The organism is Bacteroides sp. AM07-18 (genome assembly GCF_003602695.1).
Classification (GTDB): domain Bacteria; phylum Bacteroidota; class Bacteroidia; order Bacteroidales; family Bacteroidaceae; genus Bacteroides; species Bacteroides uniformis.
The window spans coordinates 35,259-56,711 of record NZ_QTLM01000006.1; the positions used below are offsets into that span (position 1 = coordinate 35,259).

The 21,453-nt window shown below is 48.7% G+C and carries 13 protein-coding genes; 12 read left to right on the top strand and 1 reads right to left on the bottom strand.

Going from position 1 to position 21,453, the window contains the following annotated elements:
- The first annotated feature begins 189 nt into the window (after nucleotides 1-189).
- From DW096_RS10010 to DW096_RS10030, 5 genes are all read left to right on the top strand, one after another.
- Complete coding sequence (locus tag DW096_RS10010; protein WP_016272490.1) at nucleotides 190-3,585, top strand: TonB-dependent receptor; 3,396 nt, start codon at nucleotides 190-192, stop codon at nucleotides 3,583-3,585.
- 22 nt (nucleotides 3,586-3,607) lie between these two features.
- Entirely contained in the window at nucleotides 3,608-5,293 is a 1,686-nt protein-coding gene (locus DW096_RS10015) for a RagB/SusD family nutrient uptake outer membrane protein (protein WP_005824940.1), read from the top strand.
- 208 nt (nucleotides 5,294-5,501) lie between these two features.
- Nucleotides 5,502-7,055 (top strand): hypothetical protein, encoded by a 1,554-nt coding sequence (locus tag DW096_RS10020; RefSeq protein ID WP_005824945.1) that lies wholly within the window; start codon nucleotides 5,502-5,504, stop codon nucleotides 7,053-7,055.
- A 90-nt stretch (nucleotides 7,056-7,145) separates the two neighbouring features.
- Nucleotides 7,146-7,418, top strand: a complete 273-nt coding sequence (locus tag DW096_RS10025) for an HI0074 family nucleotidyltransferase substrate-binding subunit (RefSeq protein WP_005824947.1) — start codon at nucleotides 7,146-7,148, stop codon at nucleotides 7,416-7,418.
- A gap of 3 nt (nucleotides 7,419-7,421) precedes the next feature.
- Nucleotides 7,422-7,730: a nucleotidyltransferase domain-containing protein gene (locus tag DW096_RS10030; protein WP_005824948.1), complete on the top strand. Its 309-nt coding sequence runs from the start codon at nucleotides 7,422-7,424 to the stop codon at nucleotides 7,728-7,730.
- Nucleotides 7,731-7,878: 148 nt separating this feature from the next.
- On the opposite strand, the gene DW096_RS10035 is transcribed toward DW096_RS10030, so the two are convergent.
- Nucleotides 7,879-8,502: an HU family DNA-binding protein gene (locus DW096_RS10035; protein ID WP_005834690.1), complete on the bottom strand. Its 624-nt coding sequence runs from the start codon at nucleotides 8,500-8,502 to the stop codon at nucleotides 7,879-7,881.
- A 372-nt stretch (nucleotides 8,503-8,874) separates the two neighbouring features.
- On the opposite strand from DW096_RS10035, the gene DW096_RS10040 reads away from it, so the two are divergent.
- The 7 genes from DW096_RS10040 (at nucleotide 8,875) to DW096_RS10075 (ending at nucleotide 21,437) form a co-directional block, all read left to right on the top strand.
- The gene (locus DW096_RS10040; protein WP_120028745.1) at nucleotides 8,875-10,968 is read left to right on the top strand and encodes a BT4734/BF3469 family protein; all 2,094 of its coding nucleotides are present in this window, start codon (nucleotides 8,875-8,877) and stop codon (nucleotides 10,966-10,968) included.
- 230 nt (nucleotides 10,969-11,198) lie between these two features.
- Nucleotides 11,199-12,365 carry an exo-beta-N-acetylmuramidase NamZ domain-containing protein gene (locus tag DW096_RS10050; RefSeq protein ID WP_034532683.1) on the top strand — a complete coding sequence of 389 codons (1,167 nt, stop codon included), beginning with the start codon at nucleotides 11,199-11,201 and terminating at the stop codon, nucleotides 12,363-12,365.
- 158 nt (nucleotides 12,366-12,523) lie between these two features.
- A complete protein-coding gene (locus DW096_RS10055) occupies nucleotides 12,524-13,978 on the top strand; it encodes a sodium:solute symporter (protein ID WP_087332263.1) in 1,455 nt (484 codons plus the stop codon).
- 15 nt (nucleotides 13,979-13,993) lie between these two features.
- Complete coding sequence (locus DW096_RS10060) at nucleotides 13,994-17,104, top strand: xanthan lyase (RefSeq protein ID WP_120028746.1); 3,111 nt, start codon at nucleotides 13,994-13,996, stop codon at nucleotides 17,102-17,104.
- A gap of 19 nt (nucleotides 17,105-17,123) precedes the next feature.
- On the top strand, nucleotides 17,124-18,983 hold the full coding sequence (locus DW096_RS10065; RefSeq protein WP_117963514.1) for a PQQ-binding-like beta-propeller repeat protein: 1,860 nt from the start codon (nucleotides 17,124-17,126) through the stop codon (nucleotides 18,981-18,983).
- Nucleotides 18,984-19,007: 24 nt separating this feature from the next.
- Nucleotides 19,008-20,468 carry a glycosyltransferase family 2 protein gene (locus tag DW096_RS10070; RefSeq protein WP_117963513.1) on the top strand — a complete coding sequence of 487 codons (1,461 nt, stop codon included), beginning with the start codon at nucleotides 19,008-19,010 and terminating at the stop codon, nucleotides 20,466-20,468.
- Nucleotides 20,469-20,504: 36 nt separating this feature from the next.
- Nucleotides 20,505-21,437 (top strand): DUF4922 domain-containing protein, encoded by a 933-nt coding sequence (locus DW096_RS10075; RefSeq protein ID WP_057281521.1) that lies wholly within the window; start codon nucleotides 20,505-20,507, stop codon nucleotides 21,435-21,437.
- Nucleotides 21,438-21,453 lie beyond the last annotated feature (16 nt).

Sequence of the window (21,453 nt, forward strand, 5' to 3'; positions counted from 1 at the left end):
AAGTTCCGTCTGGACTTGGCAAACAAATAGAAAAACAAGAGATAATATAAAGTTATAAACCTTTAAAAAGAGAAAATGCCTATGGAAAAAGAAACAATCCTGCAAGTTGAATAGTCTCACTATTCGGTCCTTATTACCCTTACCCTAAATTTAAGAAGTATTTAATTAACAACAAATCATCAATCATTTATGAATGAAGATCACAAAAAACGAGGACTAACACATAGCAAACTCCTCACAGCAGTGGCAATCAGCTCACTGTTATTAAGCAGCGGCAACGTGATGGCTGCACAAGCCAATCCTGATAATTCGCTTGGCGTAACAGAACAATTACAAGCTATCACTATCAGCGGTTTAGTTGTCGATGCAGCCGGCGAACCGATTATCGGTGCCAGCGTAGTAGAAAAAGGGACTACCAACGGCGGAATTACCGACTTAGACGGTAAGTTTACATTGACCATAACACCGGGAGCAACACTAAAAATATCATTTGTGGGCTATCAGACACAAGAAGTGAAGGCAGCCAAAACGATGAGAATAACTCTGAAAGAAGATACCGAGATGCTGGATGAAGTAGTAGTAGTAGGCTACGGTGTACAAAAGAAGGCTAACTTGACAGGAGCAGTTTCTACAGTGGACTTAAACAAGACAATGGCAGGTCGTCCACAACAAGATGTAGCCAAAGCATTGCAAGGGGCTGTTCCGGGACTAAGCATTCTCACCACAAGTGGTGCCATCGACGAGACAGCCTCCATGCGTATACGTGGTTTGGGGACATTGAGTAATGGAGAAGTCAGCAATCCACTCATTGTAGTGGACGGCGTTCCGATGGATGACATTTCTTTCCTCGATACGCAAGACATCGAAAATATTTCCGTACTGAAGGACGCTTCCGCTTCCTCCATTTATGGAACGCGCGCCGCTTTCGGTGTGATTCTAATCAATACCAAGAGCGCAAAGCCTAGCGAAAAGGTTACCATCAATTACAGCAACAATTTTGCATGGGATCAAGCTACTTACCTGCCGGACTATCCCGATGTACCCACACAATTAAAGATGGGTATCGAAGCCAGTATGAACGGTGGTGCCGGTATGCCTGAATTGTTCGGTATGTATTTCGACAAATTGTTACCTTACGCCGAAAAGTGGCAGCAACAGAACGGCGGCAAGACCGGCTACCGTCCTATGAACCTCTACCAAAGCGATAGTAACGTGGGTGACTATATCGTATTGGACGGCACTCCTTTTTATTATGCTGACTGGGATGTACAGGACATCTACTTCAACAAAGCTGCTCCTTCCATGAGCCACAATGTTTCTATACAAGGAACATCTGGTAAGACCAATTACTACCTATCTTTCGGCTACAACGAAAAGCAAGGACAGATGAAGATTCACCCGGACGAACTAAAAAAGTACAATGCCTCAGTCAATGTCACCACTAATGTTTACGACTGGCTACAGGTGGGTGCACGCATCAACTATAGTCGTAAGAACTATAAACGCCCGGACACATGGGCCAACACCTACCAATATTTGTGGCGTTGGGGTTCTTATTTCATTCCTTCGGGCACAATCGACGGCTATGACACACGCGTCATGGCCATGCAGAAGCAAGCTGCCGATCGTGAAGTGACAACAGACCTGACCCGTATGAACACCTTCTTGAAAGCTGAAATCGTTAAAGGACTGACCCTTAATGCAGACTTTACATATGCCATTCAGAATATGAACAGCGGTTCGCAGGACAACTCCGTTTACGGCATCAATTGGAGCGGGAAACCGGTACCCTCTTACATCGTCACTAAAGGCAATAGCGGCATCTGGAGAGACTTTTCCAAACAGAACACATGGACGGCCAACGCATACGTAAACTATACCAAAACATTTGCCAAAAAACACAACCTGAATGTAATGGCAGGTGTCAACGCAGAAGAAGAGGAATACAAATATCTGTATGGTACCCGCAATGTGATGTACGATCAAGAGGGATACCCCGAACTGAATATGGCTGGCAAGGATGGACAAGATTTGAGTTGGAATCATACATCCCGCGCTTCTGCCGGTTATTTCGGCCGTATCAATTATGACTACAAAGGCATTTATTTATTGGAACTGAACGGACGTTACGACGGTTCTTCCCGTTTCCCCCATACCGACCAGTGGGCCTTCTTCCCTTCTGCATCCATCGGCTACCGCTTCTCCGAAGAAGCCTACTTCGCCCCACTGAAACATATTGTCAGCAATGGTAAGTTGCGTGCTTCTTTTGGCGAAATCGGCAACGAGGCTGTGGGCGACTACATGTTCGAACAATTAATAAGCCAACGGTTGAACAATAAAAGTACCGGCTATATCTATTGGATTGAAAACAATAATGCCAACGCTAATCTCCTGACCATGTATAACATGCCGGATTTGGTATCAAGTACTTTGACCTGGGAGCGTATCCGCACCCTCAATATAGGTCTTGACCTGGGTCTCTTGAATGACGAACTGACTATAGGTTTCGACTGGTTCCAACGTGAGAATCGTGACATGCTGGCACCGGCACAAGTATTGCCGAACACTCTGGGTGCTTCTGCTCCTTATGAAAATGCCGGTACCTTACGTACACGTGGATGGGAGTTGAACTTGAACTGGCGCCATACCTTCGGCGACTTCGACGTATATGCCAACTTCAACATCGGTGACTCCAAGACTAAAGTAACAAAGTGGGACAATGATTCCAAACTGCTCAGCACCTATTACACCGGTAAAACCTACGGTGACATTTTCGGTTTTGAAACCGACCGTTACTTCGAGGAAAAAGACTTCACCAGCCAAAATGCAGACGGCTCATGGAATTATGCAAACGGCATTGCAAGCCAGGCAGGACTGGAATCCGGTAATTTCCATTACGGCCCGGGAGACGTCAAGTTCAAGGATTTAGACGGCAATGGCAAGATTGACGGTGGAAAAGGCACAGCAGACGACCACGGCGATTTGAAAGTCATCGGAAACTCTATGCCACGCTACGAATACAGCTTCCATTTAGGCGGAGCGTGGAAAGGTATCGACCTTGACCTCTACTTCCAAGGTGTAGGCAAACGTGAGGACTGGACGACTTCTTCCCTAAACCTTCCCGCCATGGTACATGCCGACGTAGCCATCTATTCCCACCAAACAAGCTATAACAAAGTGCTTTGGAATTCAGACTATACCGCCATTACCGGTTATGAGGTAAATCAAGGCAACCGTTATCCACGTCTTTATCGTGGTACAAATAATAGTGGAGGTACCGTATCCGGTATAGCTAACGGCTGCAACAACTACTATCCCCAATCCCGCTATTTGACAGACATGTCCTATCTTCGTCTGAAGAACGTAACTGTGGGATATACCCTTCCGAAAGAGTGGACACGCAAAGCCTACATTGAGAAAGCACGTATCTACTTCAGTGGCAGCAACCTCTTTCTGCTCCACAAAGGGAATGACCTTCCAGTCGACCCCGAAATCAGTACAGGCAATGGACTTACAGCTGGTGGATGGGGACGTATAGCTCCTATTACACGCACATTCTCATTTGGAGTCCAGGTAACATTATAACAACCTCAAAAACTTAAGAACAATGAAGAAATTATTTATATATGGGGTCACAGCGCTGGCGATGTTAACCGGTTGCAACGATTTGCTGGACAAATCCCCCTTGGATACCTTCACGAATACTCCGGCATACTGGAGCAACACCGATAATTTGGATAATCAGTGCAATACTTTTTATAACAACTTTACCGGCTTTGGCAACGGAGCCAGTGGAGGATGGTTCTACTTCAAAACAATAAGCGATGACCAGGTAGATGCAGAAAGCCATAACTGGACTTACACTAACGTGGTCGCATCTTCCACAAACTGGTCAGCCCCTTTCACAGAAATCCGACGCGCCAACTATATCATTGCCGGTGTACAGTCTTCCTCTCTTGATGAAGCAACAAAGGCCCACTATGAAGGTCTTGCACGCATGAACCGTGCGTGGGAATACTATCAGTTGGTCCGTATGTACGGCGATGTTCAATGGATAGACAAAGTTATCGACCCAGCCGACAACGAAGCCCTCTACGGACCACGCACCGACCGGGATGAAGTGATGGACCATGTGCTGGCAGACATCAATTATGCGTGCGAACACATTACCGCAAACAGCAATCGGCAACGTTTCAGCACCGACATGGCATATGCCATGAAAGCAGACATCACCTTATATGAAGGTACATACTGCAAATATCGCACTCAAGCAGAGAATGGCAAAGCCGCTGATGAGAGCCGCGCCAACAAATACTTGCAAGAATGTGTATCAGCCTGCGAATATCTTATGGCCAAAAACTACTCTCTAAGTAACAGTTACAAAGCCAACTATAATTCTGTCAGCCTGGCAAGCAATCCGGAAATGATTTTCTACAAGCCTTATGCACAAAGTTCGTTAAGGCACTCCACCATTGACTACACAATCAATACAAGTGGTACGCACGGCATTTCAAAGGACGCATTCGACAGTTTCCTTTTCCTTGATGGAAAACCGTTGGCAACAACCTCGAAAAACAAGGACGATGCAGCCGTATTGGATGCAGACAAAAATTACTCTATAAGAGAGGTTTTGGCCGTACGCGACAAGCGCCTGTCCGAAATTCTTGACCCGGTACTTTCTTTCAGAGGCCACGCCTACAGCCGTGCCGGTGTAGCAGCCTTCACCACATCGACCGGTTATGGCATCGCCAAGTATGATAACCCCGAAGAATTGAGTGTTAGCGACCGAAACAACATCGGCTACCAATACACCGACTGCCCGCTCTATTGGATTTCAGTTATTTATCTGAACTTTGCAGAAGCCAAAGCCGAAATGGGTTCTCTCACACAAGACGATCTCAACAACTCCATAAACAAGCTTCAGGCTCGTGCCGGCCTGCCGGCTATGACAACTACTCCAGATGCCGATCCTGCCAATAATATGGGAGTAAGCAATCTGATTTGGGAGATACGCCGCTGTCGCCGTTGCGAACTGATTATGGATAACTGGTACCGATATTGGGATTTAATCCGTTGGCACCAGCTCGACAAATTGGATTCAACCAAGTACCCGAACACCATGTTGGGCGCCAACGTAAGCAATGTGCCTGACTGTGAAGAAGCGACCAAGAACGGATATATAGATGCCTCCGATGCACAAATCCGTACTTATGAAGCCAAACATTATTTCTACCCGATTCCAACTACACAGTTGACCCTGAATAAAAACATGAAGCAGAATCCGGGTTGGTAATCAACTAAAAACAGCATATCGCGCTGTACCTCGTTTGGATTTAATTAAAGCGTTCATACATTCCATGTATCTAAATACAAATGTATGGACGCTTTTGTTATTCCCTTTAAAAGGTGTATAGAAACACGAATAGCACCTTCTAAAAGGAACCATAAATCAATATCATATACTTTCCCTTCGTTCATAACATACTAACAAGAAACATATCATGAAAAAGAAGAACATATTTTTCGTACTACTAATCTGCTTCATCAATAGTAGTTGCAACAAAGAAGAACAAACAGACGAGTTACAAGATAAGGATTTCTATTCTGATGTCACAACACGTGCTTCCTACATAAGCGGTACTATTACGGGCGAAATGAACCCCTATGTTAGTGATGGTTACTACACTTATGATTTAAGTATTCCTATACAAAAACAATCTGTAGGTATAAGAATTTCAGCAGTCGGTGGAGAAGCACGATTCAAAACAAACTACCAAGAACGATTCGAGAGTACATGGGTAACCCAAATTCCAGCAGGAAAAAACCATTTTCCAATAAATGTATTATGGACTAAAGCAGGTAGTAATTCTACCCTGATGGTACGTCCTGAAAAAAGTACAATCGAACTTACCGCAGATCTAAGAAACATCAATGTCAAAATGAAACCTATGCCAATCAATGCCCCTTCAACATTTGAATTGGGAGATACGATAACACTTTGGTGCAATTATTCCATAAACAAAGATACGGGCATAAAGTGGACTTACGATAAAAATCTATTCGCTGAAGTCTCTCAAAGTGCATCTGTCACACAAAGTAGATTCCAAATAAATTTGAAATCAAAGCAAGCCTTCAAGAACAGCGATGTCGGAGTAGAAGTCCATGATTTCTACATAAATTCTATCGGAGCAAAAGAGTATTTCATGGCTCGGAAAAGCAATATCAGTTTTCCCAATATGGGTCCTCAAATAGATGGCTACAGAAATATTGAACAATATAAAGAATACATATATTCCATCAATGACAGCAAGGCACATACATTTTATTGGACCGGGAAGAATATCAAGATAGTAAGTGGTCAGAACAGCTCTACGGTAACAATCGTACCGACACAACCCGGTAACGCAAGTGTCAAAGTGAGCTACAAATATAAAAATCAAACCGATAATTTTACCAATGAGCTACCTTTGAGTGTATCTAAGACATCAATGCAACTGATTGGCCCTGACGTAATCTGTGACAACGGGACATTCAGTATCAAGAATTTTCCCACAAAAGCAACAGTGGATTGGATTGTTGGCAACGATTTATATTCGCAATTAAATCAGGCATCACCTGCTATCACCCTGAATAATTTAGGGACACCCGGAGGCAGTTCCATTTATACGACCTTAACCGCAATAGTACACACAAAGGAATACACTGTTCAGTTTTCCAAACCAATTACTTTCAATGTATCAGGAATACAAGAAAATGACCATGACATTATATATGGCTATCTGTCACAAAGCGGAGGTGAATGCGGATTGAATCCTATTCCTGAAGGTGCGCATGATTTTCATTGGAGTGTTGACTGCGATTGGGAGGTAGACATGCAAGGATATTATTTCACTACTTTCAGCAGTCGGAACAGTCATGAAATTGAACGAGTTTGCGTAACGGTTGATTTCATAAATGCATGTGGAACCAGAACATACATATATAACTATTTCGACATCGGCTCAACAAATTCAGGAACTTATTCCACACCTAAAAACAGCCTTTCTCCAAAATAGCCCCAGACAGCTTTCACGAAAAAGCCCCCATCCATTTGCTCGTTACACAAAAGAAGCTTATATTTGCTTACTTAAAAACAGACAGCTATCATGGTACAGCAAGACATACGATGGATACAGCGTTTTGAATATACCCACGAACTGGCCTGGAAAGTGATGAAGGACTATGCAGAATATCAGGGGTATACCGACATCCGCAGCTCCCGTGATGCCATACGCAAAGCCCTTGAAATGGGATTGATTGATGACAAGCAATGGACGGAGACTATAGAAGCCCGAAATCTGACATCGCACAATCATGACAACGATGTAGTCTCTGAAGAGAAAATGCAATCCTTGAATACACCATCCTTATTCGATTGAGCTATGTACGGATTGACCGACAATGAACTGGAAAAGCTATGCAATCTCTTCCGGAAACATGAAGAAATAGAGCAGGCTGTTTTGTACGGCTCACGAGCCAAAGGAAATTTCAAGCCTTTTTCCGACATAGACATCACGCTGATGGGAGACAGACTTACGTATAATACTTTAAGCAGCCTTTCCGATGAAATAGACGACCTGCTTTTGCCTTACAGCGTAGACCTTTCCATCTATGGCAAATTAAAGAATGCCGACCTTTTGGAACATATACACCGTATGGGAATACCCATATTCAGCCGCCCATCAAACTAAACTAAATTTCACACATCCACCCTCACCACCCTCACCTTTCGCACGCATCGCCCTATTCATCGGCATTCAAGAGGTGGGTGAGAGCAAATTTAAAAAGTGAGGGCAAAATTTGCCCTCACCACAAGATTTCTTCGTTCAAAGTTATAAGTCACTCATTCTTACCGTAATATCCTGAAACGGGTACATAAATCGGTTGCAGCATTGTTCCCTCATTCTTCAACTTTCCTTCGGTGCGCAGCCGACGGATATGCCGCATGGCAGTAGTACGCATCATGCCGCAAACGCTTTGAAAGTCATTCCGTGTCATAAAAGGGCGAGTGGCGAAATAGTTGGTCAGCCGACGGTCTATCTCTTTATCCGTCAGTTTAGCCGAATGCTCGTTTGCCTTCAAAGCCTTTGCCTTGATGGTACCAATTTCATTTTTCAGTTTCTGGTCAGCACGAAATTTCACACCCGCCATCTTCACCTTCGTCAACTTACGCTTGGTAGCAGCCACTACCCGTTCGGTCGTGGTGAGCGACACGCGAAAGTAGCCGATGCCGTCGAGATGCACCTGCCTTCCTTCGGCAAGTTCCCTGCCCATGACGTGCGACACAGCATCGAGCACAGCCGTCACATCGGTTTCTGTCAATGAGCAACGTGCCTGGATGTCCCGCCGCAATTCATCGGTAGACCTGCTCCCATTTAGGCGGAGACGGGGATGAAGGATTTTATCTTCCGGAGATTTGTCGTACGAGTCCGGATTCTCGTACCAATCAAACAAAATAGCCATAGTTCAAACTGCGTTAAAGGGTTACATTATACGATAAAGCACTGCACGGAACACGTGCGAAGTACGTACGCAGTCTGTTGAAGTACAAAGGTTATATCACAGCCCAGCCCGTGAGCAGAACCGTTCACTGTAGTGAGCTGCTCCGTTCACTAATATGAACAAGAAAGACCACTTTAGTGGACTGTTCATAAACTCTGGTGTAAAAGTAGACAAAACTATGGGGATAAGCAAAGAAACGAACACCTTTTATAAAAGAAACATATAGACATTCCACCCCAAAAAAGAAGCCAATCGGAAAATAATCCTTGAAAAGCTTGTATCCCCCCCCTTTCCCGGCGTATCTTTACAAGAATATTACATACACGATAAAGAATGAAAATCACACTGATCAGAGAGGAACGCGAAAGCGGAAAAGAGGCCGTCAGCACACAAAAAACGGACATGTTGATGGAAAAGCTGAAAACCGAGAACAAGACCGGATACATTACGGAGCTGCGTAGCATCATCCCGCATTTGAAAGGGACCAACGCCCGATATGAGCATATCGACAGACTGCCGCGTCTCTATCCCGCCGTAGAAATGACCCGCACCAAAGCAGGAGAACACCGGATAAAGACCTACAACGGGCTGGTACTACTGGAAGTAAACAATCTGGCCGGGGTGGCCGAAGCCGAACTGGTGAAACAACAAGCCGCCCTGCTGCCGCAAACCTTTGCCGCCTTCTGTGGCTCCAGCGGACGAAGTGCCAAAATATGGGTACGCTTCACCCTGCCCGACGGAGGGCTTCCAAAGAATGAAGACGATATCGCCTTATTCCACGCCCACGCCTACCGCCTGGCAGTGAAGTGCTACCAACCCCTTCTCCCTTTCCCCATCACCCTCCAGGCTCCTTCACTCCTACAAAGCTGCCGGATGACCGTGGACGAACAGCCCTATTATAGCCCCACCGCCGTGGCCTTCTGCCTGGAACAGCCCTGCGCCCTGCCCTCGGAAGACAACTACCGCCAACGGAAACAGCAGGAAAGCAATCCGTTGCTGAGAATGACTCCCGGCTACGAAGTGGCGGACACATGCAACCTGCTCTTCGAGGCCGCCCTCGACCGCGCCTTCCGCGATTTGGACAACTGGCGACGGGGCGACGACCTGCGCCCGCTGCTGTCCCGCCTTGCCGAACATTGCTTCAAAGCCGGCATTCCTGAAGAAGAAGCGGTGCGCCAGACACTGGTGCACTACTACCGGGAGGCAGACGAACCCCTTGTACGCCTGACGCTGCATAACCTTTACGGGGAATTGAAAGGCTTCGGCACCCGCAGCAGCCTGAACAAAGACCAGGAAACTGCTTTCCGGCTGGAAGAGTTCATGAAACGCCGCTACGAATTCCGCTACAACACCGTGCTTGGCGACTTGGAATACCGGCAGCGCGACTCCATCCACTTCTACTTCCAGCCTGCCGACCAGCGCGTACGCAGCAGCATTGCCATGAAGGCACTGAAAGAGGGAGTACGTGTGTGGGACCGCGACATCACCCGCTTCCTGTCTTCGGACTACGTGCCGCTATACAACCCCATCGAAGAATATCTCTATAACACCGGACGCTGGGACGGCAAAGACCGCATCCGCGCATTGGCCGACCTCGTGCCCTGCCATAATCCCCACTGGAGGGAACTGTTCTACCGGTGGTTTCTTGGCATGGTGGCACATTGGCGGGGAATCGACAAACAGCACGGCAACAATACCTCGCCCCTGCTCGTAGGTCCGCAAGGTTACCGCAAAAGTACTTTCTGCCGCATCCTATTGCCACCGGAACTGCGTTTCGGCTACACCGACAGTATCGACTTCAAGAGCAAGCAGGAAGCGGAGCGCAGCCTTGGCCGCTTTTTTCTGATTAACATCGACGAATTCGACCAGATAAACGCCAATCAGCAAGGCTTCTTGAAGCACCTCCTGCAAAAACCGGTTGCCAACCTGCGAAAGCCCTACGGTACCACTATTCAGGAAATGCGCCGCTATGCCTCCTTCATCGGGACCAGCAATCTGAAAGACCTGCTGACCGACCCGTCGGGAAGCCGCCGTTTCATCTGCATCGAAGTGACCGGCCCTATCCAGACAAACGTCACTATCAATTATCGCCAGCTCTATGCCCAAGCCATGCACGACATCATGAAGGGTGAACGCTACTGGCTGGACGACACTGACGAAGCAATCGTAAAGGAGTACAACCGGGAATTCGAGCGGGTAGACCCATTGGAAGAACTTTTCCTTTGCCATTTCCGTGGCGCGGAGGAGAGCGAAGAAGGCGAATGGCTCACAGCCATGCAGATTTTCAACGACCTGCAACAGAAAACGAGGGATAAGTTGGCCATCAACCGGATAGCAGCTTTCGGACGCACGCTCCGCAAGCTGGACATCCTCAACAAGAAATCGAACCGGGGAACACTTTATCATCTGGTAAGAATAGAAGAATGAACCGGCACTCCCACCGATTGTACCAAAGTGAGGGCAAACTTGGCCCTCACTCTTTTTATAAAAAGTATTTCCGTAGGCAACTGATGCAGTTCAACCATTATTTAATAAGGTGAACAGTTGACTATTTGCAAATTATGATTGATAATACTAAAAATACCCAAATAAGTGTTTTTGATATTAAAATAAAACGTATCTTTGTTGCAAACAACGTCCTCCTTAATAATACTATTATGAAGAAACTGCTGCTTTTAGCCTTTGTGCTATGTAGTTCTTTACTGTGCCGGGCACAAGAAGAACGAGTTATTTTAGGTGATGAACAGACTTCCGAGTATTTTCCAATCCTAAAAGATAAACGAATTGCCATATTCTCCAATCATACAGGAATGATAGGAGACAAGCATCTGCTGGACATTCTGCTGGAAAACAAGTTCAATGTAGTAGCCATTTTCTCCCCTGAACACGGTTTCAGAGGAGATGCCGACGCAGGCGAACATGTGTCCAGCTCGGTAGACAAGAAGACCGGAGTACCTATCCTCTCGCTGTACGACGGGAAATCCGGGAAACCAAGCGAAGCATCCATGCGCAAGTTCGATATCCTTGTGGTAGACATCCAGGATGTAGGCCTGAGATTCTATACTTATTATGCCTCTATGTGCCGGCTGATGGACGCTTGTGCAGAATACAACCGAAAGGTGCTGATACTGGACCGCCCCAATCCGAACGGACACTACGTGGACGGCCCGATACTGGACATGAAATATAAATCCGGTGTAGGTTGGCTGCCGATTCCCGTGGTGCACGGCATGACGCTGGGCGAACTGGGCCTGATGGTAAACGGCGAACGCTGGTTGCCGGCGTCACGCACTTGCGACCTGACCGTCATTCCCTGCAAGAACTATACGCACCAGACCCTATACAAGCTGCCGATTCCCCCGTCCCCCAATCTGCCGAACATGAAGTCCATCTATCTGTACCCCTCGACCTGCTACTTCGAGGCCACTCCGGTCAGCCTGGGAAGAGGAACCGACCTCCCCTTCCAGGTCTACGGGCATCCCAACATGACGGGCTACAGCTACAGCTTCACCCCGCGCAGTGTTCCCGGAGCCAAGAATCCGCCCCAGCTGGGCAAGCTTTGCCACGGCGTGAACCTGAGCAACATGAGCGACGAGGAAATCTGGAAACGCGGCATTGACTTGAGTTACGTGATAGACGCTTACCGGAATCTGAACATGGACGACCACTTCTTCCGTTCCTTCTTCGAGCTGTTGATAGGCACCGACTACGTGCGCAAAATGATAAAGGAAGGAAAGAGCGCCGAAGAAATCAAGGCAAGATGGAAAGACGACGTGGAGAAATTCAAGGTACAGCGCAAGCCCTATCTGCTCTACGAAGAATAAAGGGATGTACGATTTGACGATTTACGATTTACGATTAAAAAATGAACGTGAATTGGAAGAGAACGTCAGAGCGTACATAGGATAATCAAAGTCGTACATATCATCAAAAGAAGTAATTTCAATCGTAAATCGTAAATCATAAAATCGTAAATAACCTCATGACTCCACTTTCCGTAATCATTACCATCGCTGCCTACTTCGTGATATTGTTCACGGTATCTTATATTGCAGGAAGGAAGGCAGACAATGCCGGCTTCTTTGTGGGTAACCGCAAGTCATCCTGGTATGTCGTGGCGTTCGCCATGGTCGGTTCCGCCATTTCAGGTGTGACCTATGTATCCGTACCCGGCATGGTTGCCGCCAGCAGCTTCGGCTATCTGCAAATGGTGTTGGGCTTCATTGCCGGACAGCTCATCATAGCCTATCTGCTGGTACCGCTGTTCTACAAAATGAACCTGGTATCCATCTACGAATATCTGGAGAACCGTTTCGGCATGTCTTCCTACCGCACGGGTGCCTGGTTCTTCTTCATCTCCAAAATGCTCGGTGCCGCTGTCCGTCTGTTCCTCGTATGCCTGACGTTGCAACTACTGGTATTCGAACCTTTCGGACTGCCTTTCCTGCTGAACGTGGCCATCACGGTGGCACTGGTCTGGTTGTACACTTTCCAGGGTGGCGTAAAGTCTCTTATCTGGACAGACTCTCTGAAGACATTCTGCTTGGTGGTGTCGGTCGTACTCTGCATCTGGTATATCGCTTCCGACCTCAATCTGTCATTTACCGGTATGGTAAGCACCATTGCCGACAGTGACATGTCCCGCATCTTCTTCTTCGACGATGTGAACAGCAAGCAGTACTTTTTCAAGCAGTTCCTCGCCGGCGCTTTCACCATGATTGCCATGACCGGGCTGGACCAGGACATGATGCAGCGCAACCTGAGCTGCAAGAACTTCAAGGACTCACAGAAGAACATGATTACCAGCGTCATTTCGCAGTTCTTCGTCATCCTGCTCTTCCTGATGCTGGGCGTACTGCTCTACATCTTTGCCGCCAACCAGCAGATTGCGGTGGAGAAGAGTGACGAACTATTCCCGCTGATTGCCACCGGCAACTACTTCCCTGCCATTGTGGGCATACTGTTCATCATCGGCCTAATTTCTTCTGCCTATTCAGCCGCAGGCTCGGCACTCACCGCGCTGACCACTTCCTTCACCGTAGACATTCTGGGAACGAAAGGCAAGTCGGAAGAGACGGTTGTGAAGATGCGCAAGAAAGTGCACATCGGCATGGCGGTTGTCATGGGAATCACCATTTTCGTATTCAATCTTCTCAACAACACCAGTGTCATCGACGCTGTATATATTCTGGCAAGCTATACCTACGGTCCTATCCTGGGTCTGTTTGCTTTCGGCATTTTCATGAAACAACAAGTGCGTGACAAGTACATCCCGTTAGTTGCCATCGCCTCCCCGGTTCTCTGCTTCATTCTGCAGAAGAATTCCGAAGCCTGGTTCGGAGGTTATCAATTCAGCTACGAATTGCTGATTTTCAATGCACTGTTCACTTTCATCGGTCTCTGTCTATTGATTAAGAAAGATAAAAAGAACAATTAACTTAATACATCATCTATGAATGTAAGACGTCAGTTTTTACTTAGTCTGCTTGCCGCCTCCCTCTTCCCCCACGCGGGAGGCGCGCAAGGACTTCCGACGGATGTCCGCCAGGCAATCGGGAAATTCTTGGATACCACCGCACGAAAAGAAGTTTCCGTAGGACGTATCAGCATCGACTCAGTGGCTGTGGAAGGAAATACACTGCAACTGTTTGCCAACATGAACTGTGCCTATATTCCTTTCCGTGAGGACAATGTGGCCGAAATCTACCAAGGCGTAAGCGCCCTGCTGCCGGCGGAGTTTGCCAAATACAAGCTGCAAATCCGTACCAACAAGCGCAGTATCGAAGAACTGGTTCCCCAAGCCCTGCGCAGTAAAAAAGACAAAAAGACGAAGACATTCAGCCCCGTCGCTTCCAAGCCTCTGGTTACCGAAGTTTCCTCCCCCTACACCCCCACCAACGGCTTGCATAACCGGCATATCGCCCTATGGCAAAGCCACGGCTGGTACTACGAATCAAAACTCGACCGCTGGGAATGGCAGCGTGCGCGTATCTTCCAGACAGTGGAAGACCTCTACACCCAGAGCTACGTATTGCCCTTCCTCGTACCGATGTTGGAAAATGCCGGTGCCAATGTGCTGCTTCCCCGCGAACGCGATTGCCAGACGGCAGAAGTCATCGTAGACAATGACGGTTGCCTGACCGGCCGTTCCGTCTATACAGAAAATTCCGGTGACAAGCTCTGGAGTCAGGGAGAAGGACAAGGCTTCGCCCACCTGCGCCCCCAATACATAGACTTTGAGAATCCTTTCAAGGAAGGCACCTACCGCGCCATAGAAACCATCAAGAAAGGAAACGCAAGCACCGCCGAATGGATTCCCGAAATCCCTTCGACCGGACAATACGCCGTATACGTCTCTTACCAAACCTTGCCAAACAGCGCGGACGATGCCCTTTACACCGTCTATCACAAAGGCGGCACCACGCAGTTCAAGGTAAACCAGCAAATGGGAGGCGGCACCTGGATTTACCTCGGCACCTTCGGCTTCAATGCCGGTCGGAACAATGAATGCAAAGTCGTTCTGAGCAACCTTTCCTCCAAAGTAGGAAGAATCATCACCGCCGACGCCGTGAAGATTGGCGGCGGTATGGGGAACATCGCCCGCCGCATCTCCAACGAGGGCGCTACGGAAAACCTGAAAAGCTCCGACACCCGCAACCTGCAAAACACCCATACAGGCAACATCCAAGACCGTGTAACCTATTCTCCATTGTCCACTATCAATTATCAACTATCTAACTATCCCCGCTTCTGCGAAGCCGCCCGCTACTGGCTGCAATGGGCAGGCATACCGGACAGCGTATATTCAGAAAGCAACGGAAAGAACGACTATACGGATGACTATAAATGCCGTGGTATCTGGGTGAACTACCTTTCCGGAGGCTCTGCCGTGAATCCGACGGAGAGAGGGCTGAACATCCCCGTCAACATGGCCTTCGCCTTCCACTCCGATGCAGGAACTACACAGAACGATTCCATCATCGGGACACTCGGCATCTACCATACCAACGCCTACAATGAGAAGTTCGCCAACGGAGCATCACGCTATCTGAGCCACGACCTGACAGACTTGATTCAGTCCAACATCGTGCGCGACGTGCGTACCCTCTACGAACCTCAATGGACACGCCGTGGCAAATGGAACCAATCTTACTATGAGGCCCGTGTACCCCGCGTACCTACCATGCTGCTCGAACTGCTTTCCCATCAAAACTTTGCAGACATGCGCTACGGACTGGACCCACGTTTCCGTTTCACCGTAAGCCGCGCCATCTATAAAGGTATGTTGCAGTTCCTCTGCTCACAATACCACATGGATTATGTAGTGCAACCGTTACCGGTAGACCACATGGCCTTGCACATGACCAGCGAGAACGAAGTGGAACTGACCTGGCAACCCGTAGCGGATGCGTTGGAACCAACTGCCGTAGCAGAGAAATACATTGTTTATACCCGTATCGGCGACGGGGATTTCGACAACGGAGTATTGGTGGACGGCAACAGTTACCGAACCACGCTCCCCGCCGGCATGGTATGCAGCTACAAGGTTACCGCTGTCAACAAGGGCGGTGAAAGTTTCCCTTCCGAAATTCTTTCCACCGGACGGGCGTTCAATTCCAAAGGTGCCGTATTGGTGATAAACGGATTCGACCGTATCAGTGCCCCTGCCGACTTTACGGCCCCCGCCCCCGCCGACACCCTCCTTGCCGGATTTCTGGATGAGCAGGACCACGGGGTCCCCTATATCCATGACATCAGCTACATTGGCAAGATGAAGGAATACCGCCGTTCCATTCCCTGGATGGACGACGACGCCTCCGGTTTCGGCGACAGTTATGGAAATTACGAGACCCAAGTCATCGCAGGAAATACGTTCGATTATCCTGCCATACATGGTGCCGCTATCCTGAAAGCGGGATATTCGTTTGTATCGGTTAGTAATGAAAGTCTCTCCCCCGTAGGAAAGGGAGAGAAGAATATTCCGGTGGATATGAGGGAGTATAGGTATGTGGACTTGATACTTGGGAAGCAATGCCAGACCAAGATGGGACGGGGAGGCGTAAAACCGTTGGAGTTCAAGACTTTCAGCAAACCGATGCAGGAGGCTATTGCGGCTTATTGTAAGCAAGGTGGAAATATCTTTGTTTCGGGCGCTTTTGTAGGAACGGATTTATGGGACAACCGCCTTGCAACCGCCGACGAAGCCGACAAGAAATTTGCGATGGAAGTACTGAAATATAAGTGGCGTGTGGGACAAGCGGCTACAATGGGTAAGGTGAAAAGCGTAGCTTCTCCGTTCCCCGCCCTTTCAGGAAACTATACCTATCACAATGAGCTGAATGCCGATTCGTATGTGGTGGAATCACCGGACGCCATTGAACCGGCAACCAAAGATGCGCACACTGTGATGCGGTATTCTGAAAACAACCTAAGTGCCGGTGTGGCTTATCAAGGCAATTACAAGACTTGTGTCTTGGGATTTCCCTTTGAAGCCATACGTACTGATTCTGAAAGAGAGGCACTCATGAATGCTGTACTGACATTCTTCAACGACAACAAGTAATATCAACCAATCATCATCTATGAACAGAAGACTGTTAATAATCGTCCTGATGGCTTACCTGCTCCCCCTGGGGATGCAGGCACAGCAAGGGACATTCCGTTTTGCCCAACTGACGGACATTCATCTGACCCCGAACAATCCGAATCCCACAGAGGACCTGCTGCGTTCCGTGGCACAGATTAATGCCACCGACAGTATCGACTTTGTCCTGGTGACGGGCGACCTGACCGAAGAAGGCGACCGTACTACCATGGAAAAAGTGAAATCGTGCCTTGACTTGCTGAAGGTCCCCTACCACGTAGTCCTAGGCAACCATGAAACGAAATGGAGCGATTCCGGCTGCACCGCTTTCGGAGAAATCTTTGGCGGCGAACGCTTCGAGTTCGAGCATAAGGGATTCCTTTTCCTCGGCTTCAACTCCGGTCCGCTGATGCGTATGGCCTATGGGCATGTAGTGCCGCAAGACATCCGTTGGATGACGGAGGAAATGGAGAAAAACGGCAAAGACAAACCGGTGATACTTGTCACCCACTACCCGCTAATGGAAGGTGATGTGGACAATTGGTATGAGGTGACGGATGCCGTCCGCCCCTACAACGTGCGCTTGTTTATCGGCGGACACTACCACAGCAACCGGGATTTACGTTACGACGGCATTCCGGGCGTACTGATGCGCAGCAACCTGTGCGACAAAGAAGGGAAACCGGGTTACGGCATCTATGAAGTAACCGGGGATTCCATCCGGGTATACACGCAACGTATCGGCGAGCCCAAGAAGCAGTGGACAGCATTCTCGCTGACCGGACAGTATTACGACCGCAACGGAAAGGCAGAGAAATATCCTGACTTCTCGGTCAACAAGGAGTATCCGCAAGTAAAGGAGCAATGGATGGTGCAGACGGGCGCAGGCATTTACTGCTCTCCCGCCGTAGAAAAAGATAAAGTGTTCGTAGGAGACGATATGGGACAGCTGACAGCCTACGCCCTGAAAAACGGTAAAAAGCTATGGAGCTTTGAATCCGGCAAGCGCATTGTCGGTACTCCGGCCGTAAGCGAGGGCATCGTTGTATTCGGGTCTGCTGACCGTCGCATCTACGGATTGAACGCCAAAGACGGCAGCCTGCTCTGGACGGTAGAAGCCGCCGAACCGGTGCTCGGAGCCGTGACCATCGCAGACGGCAGAGCATACATCGGTGCCAGTGACGCCACTTTCCGTGCCATAGACATCCATACGGGAAAAGTAATCTGGGCCTACACCAGCGTGAAGGGCTACATCGAGACCAAGCCGTTGGTGACGGAAGACAAAGTTATCTTCGGCGCATGGGACAATACACTGTATGCCCTGAGCAAGGCAAACGGGCATGAACTATGGAAATGGACGGGCGGACTGACCCGTATGCACTTCTCTCCAGCCGCCGTATGGCCGGTAGCCACCGACGGCAAAGTATTCATTACCGACCCGCAACGCGCCATGACCGCCATAGACATCCATACGGGCAATACCGTGTGGCGCACCTTCCAGTCCATGGTGCGCGAGACCATCGGACTTTCCGAAGACGGTGAACGTATCTATAGCAAAACGATGAACGACAGCATTGTTTGCTATGCAGCTCAAGGAGATACTCCGCGGGAGTTGTGGGCAACCAATGTAGGTTTCGGTTATGAGCATGCCCCCTCCATGCAAGTGGAAAAAGAGGGGGTAATGTTTGGCAGTACCAAAGAAGGACTTATCTTCGCACTGGAAGGAAAAACAGGCAAAGTACTGTGGAAACATAAAATAGGAAATTCACTTATCAGTACCGTAGTTCCGTTGAACGGCCACGAAGTGCTGTTCACGGCAACCAGTGGAGAAGTGGGACTTCTGAGAATTAAAAATTGAGAATTAAAAATTAAAAGATATATCATGAATAAAATCAGTTGCTTTCTTCCCTACGCAGGAAAAGAACAAGTAGAAAAAACAGTGAACAGCCTACAGGCGACAGGACTTATAGAAGAAATCCGGTTAATCACGACCGATACCACTCTGGAATCGCTCCCGGGCTGCGAAATATTGTTTGTTGACATGCCCTACAGCAGTGCAACCCTCAAAGCTATTGCTAATGCAGCCAAAGGAGAATACACATTGCTTTATACCAAAGAGACTACGCTCGAAATGGGTATGTTTGCACTGGAACGTATGATACACATCCTTGAAGATTCAAGCGCCGGTATGGTATATGCCGACCACTACCAAATAGCAGACGGCAAGCAGAGCAACGCTCCGGTAATCGACTACCAATTCGGTTCCTTGAGGGATGACTTCAACTTTGGCTCCCTGCTCCTTTTCAACACCGAAAAACTAAAGGAAGCCGCCGGGCACATGAAGTCTGACTACAACTTCGCCGGACTTTATGATCTGCGCCTGAAATTGAGCCAACATTCAGACTTGGTACATATCAACGAATACTTATACAGCGAGGTGGAAAACGATACCCGCAAGAGCGGCGAAAAGATTTTCGACTATGTAGACCCCAAAAACCGTGACCGCCAGATTGAGATGGAGCAGGCATGTACCGAACATCTGAAAGAAATCGGGGGGTATCTGGCACCGGAGTTCAAGAAGATTGAGTTCTCTGCCGGTAACTTCGAATATGAGGCCTCCGTCATTATTCCGGTACGCAACCGTATCCGTACCATCCGTGACGCCATCAAATCTGTATTGATGCAGAAGACAGACTTTAAATATAATCTTATCATCATCGACAACCATTCCACAGACGGCACTACGGAGGCCATCGATGAATTCAAGGATGACGAACGCGTCATCCATATCATCCCCGAACGTACCGACCTCGGCATCGGCGGCTGCTGGAATATGGGGGTACACCACCCCAAGTGCGGCAAGTTTGCCGTGCAGCTGGACAGCGATGACGTATACAAAGACGAAAATACACTCGCCATCATGGTCCGCGCCTTCTACGAGCAGAACTGCGCCATGGTAGTAGGCACCTATATGATGACGGACTTCAACATGAACATGATTGCTCCGGGCATCATCGACCACAAGGAATGGACTCCGGCAAACGGACGCAACAACGCCCTCCGCATCAACGGTCTGGGTGCCCCGCGCGCCTTCTATACCCCGGTGCTGCGCGAAGTGAAAGTACCCAATACCAGCTATGGCGAAGACTATGCACTGGGACTGAACTTCTCCCGCCAATACCAGATAGGACGTGTGTACGACGTGGTCTACCTCTGCCGCCGTTGGGACGACAATTCCGACGCCTCACTGGACATCGTGAAGATGAACGGACACAACCTTTACAAAGACCGCATCCGTACTTGGGAACTCCAGGCACGCATAGCGATGAACAGGAAAAAGTGATTGTACACCGTAAATCATCAAATAACAGACAACCTCATGAATCAAACGATACACAATCTTCTAACCGAACAACTGGCATCCTGGGAGACGGCACGCAACAACTATGCCGCCCTCTCCGGCGTGCGGGTGAAAGAGCTGAACGTAAACGGCATACCCTATAAGGTGCAGTTCAACCCGGCACGCATCGTTTCCTCCGGTGCCAGGGTGGATGCCAAGTCCATCCAGGAACGGAAATGTTTTCTGTGCCCGGCAAACCTGCCGCCGGTACAGAAAGGCATCCCGTTCAGCGGACATTACAACATCCTGGTGAATCCGTTCCCCATCTTCCCCCGCCACCTGACAATACCGGAACTGGCGCATACGCCCCAACGCATCGCTTCCCGCTTCACCGACATGCTGGAGCTGGCCGGGGCGCTGACGGAATATACCATCTTCTACAACGGTCCCAAGTGTGGTGCCTCTGCCCCCGACCATGCCCATTTCCAGGCAGGAAACAAGGGATTCATGCCCATCGAGAAGGACTGGCGCGGACAGACTGCCGGGAAAATAGCCGATTATAGGAAAGCAGCACTGTGGTATCTTGACGACGCTCCCCGTGCCACACTTGTGATTGAATCCACCTCCAAAGAGGACGCGGCAGACTTGTTCGACATCATTTACCGTTCTCTGGACGTGAAACCCGAAGAAGACGAGCCGATGATGAACGTACTGGTCCTATACGAGGCCGACCGTTGGGTGGTCTTTGTCTTCCCGCGCGAGAAACACCGCCCCGCCTGCTATACTGCCGAAGGAGAAGCCAATCTGTTGAGCAGCCCGGCATCCGTCGACTTGGGAGGTGTCTTTATCACCCCCGTAGAAAAGGATTTCTTGAAAATCACTGCGGAAGACGTGGCGCAGATATTAAGTGAAGTATGCCTCTCTGCCACAGATTTCCACAAGGTACGGCAGCGTATCAGGGAAAAAATATGACTTCTGAAATCCAAGA

Coding starts and splice junctions, on each gene's coding strand:
- DW096_RS10030 (WP_005824948.1), top strand. CDS start 7,422: ATGTACGGATTGACCGACAATGAACTGGAAAAGCTATGCAATCTCTTC.
- DW096_RS10050 (WP_034532683.1), top strand. CDS start 11,199: ATGAAGAAACTGCTGCTTTTAGCCTTTGTGCTATGTAGTTCTTTACTG.
- DW096_RS10055 (WP_087332263.1), top strand. CDS start 12,524: ATGACTCCACTTTCCGTAATCATTACCATCGCTGCCTACTTCGTGATA.
- DW096_RS10040 (WP_120028745.1), top strand. CDS start 8,875: ATGAAAATCACACTGATCAGAGAGGAACGCGAAAGCGGAAAAGAGGCC.
- DW096_RS10025 (WP_005824947.1), top strand. CDS start 7,146: ATGGTACAGCAAGACATACGATGGATACAGCGTTTTGAATATACCCAC.
- DW096_RS10070 (WP_117963513.1), top strand. CDS start 19,008: ATGAATAAAATCAGTTGCTTTCTTCCCTACGCAGGAAAAGAACAAGTA.
- DW096_RS10075 (WP_057281521.1), top strand. CDS start 20,505: ATGAATCAAACGATACACAATCTTCTAACCGAACAACTGGCATCCTGG.
- DW096_RS10020 (WP_005824945.1), top strand. CDS start 5,502: ATGAAAAAGAAGAACATATTTTTCGTACTACTAATCTGCTTCATCAAT.
- DW096_RS10065 (WP_117963514.1), top strand. CDS start 17,124: ATGAACAGAAGACTGTTAATAATCGTCCTGATGGCTTACCTGCTCCCC.
- DW096_RS10010 (WP_016272490.1), top strand. CDS start 190: ATGAATGAAGATCACAAAAAACGAGGACTAACACATAGCAAACTCCTC.
- DW096_RS10060 (WP_120028746.1), top strand. CDS start 13,994: ATGAATGTAAGACGTCAGTTTTTACTTAGTCTGCTTGCCGCCTCCCTC.
- DW096_RS10035 (WP_005834690.1), bottom strand. CDS start 8,502: ATGGCTATTTTGTTTGATTGGTACGAGAATCCGGACTCGTACGACAAA.
- DW096_RS10015 (WP_005824940.1), top strand. CDS start 3,608: ATGAAGAAATTATTTATATATGGGGTCACAGCGCTGGCGATGTTAACC.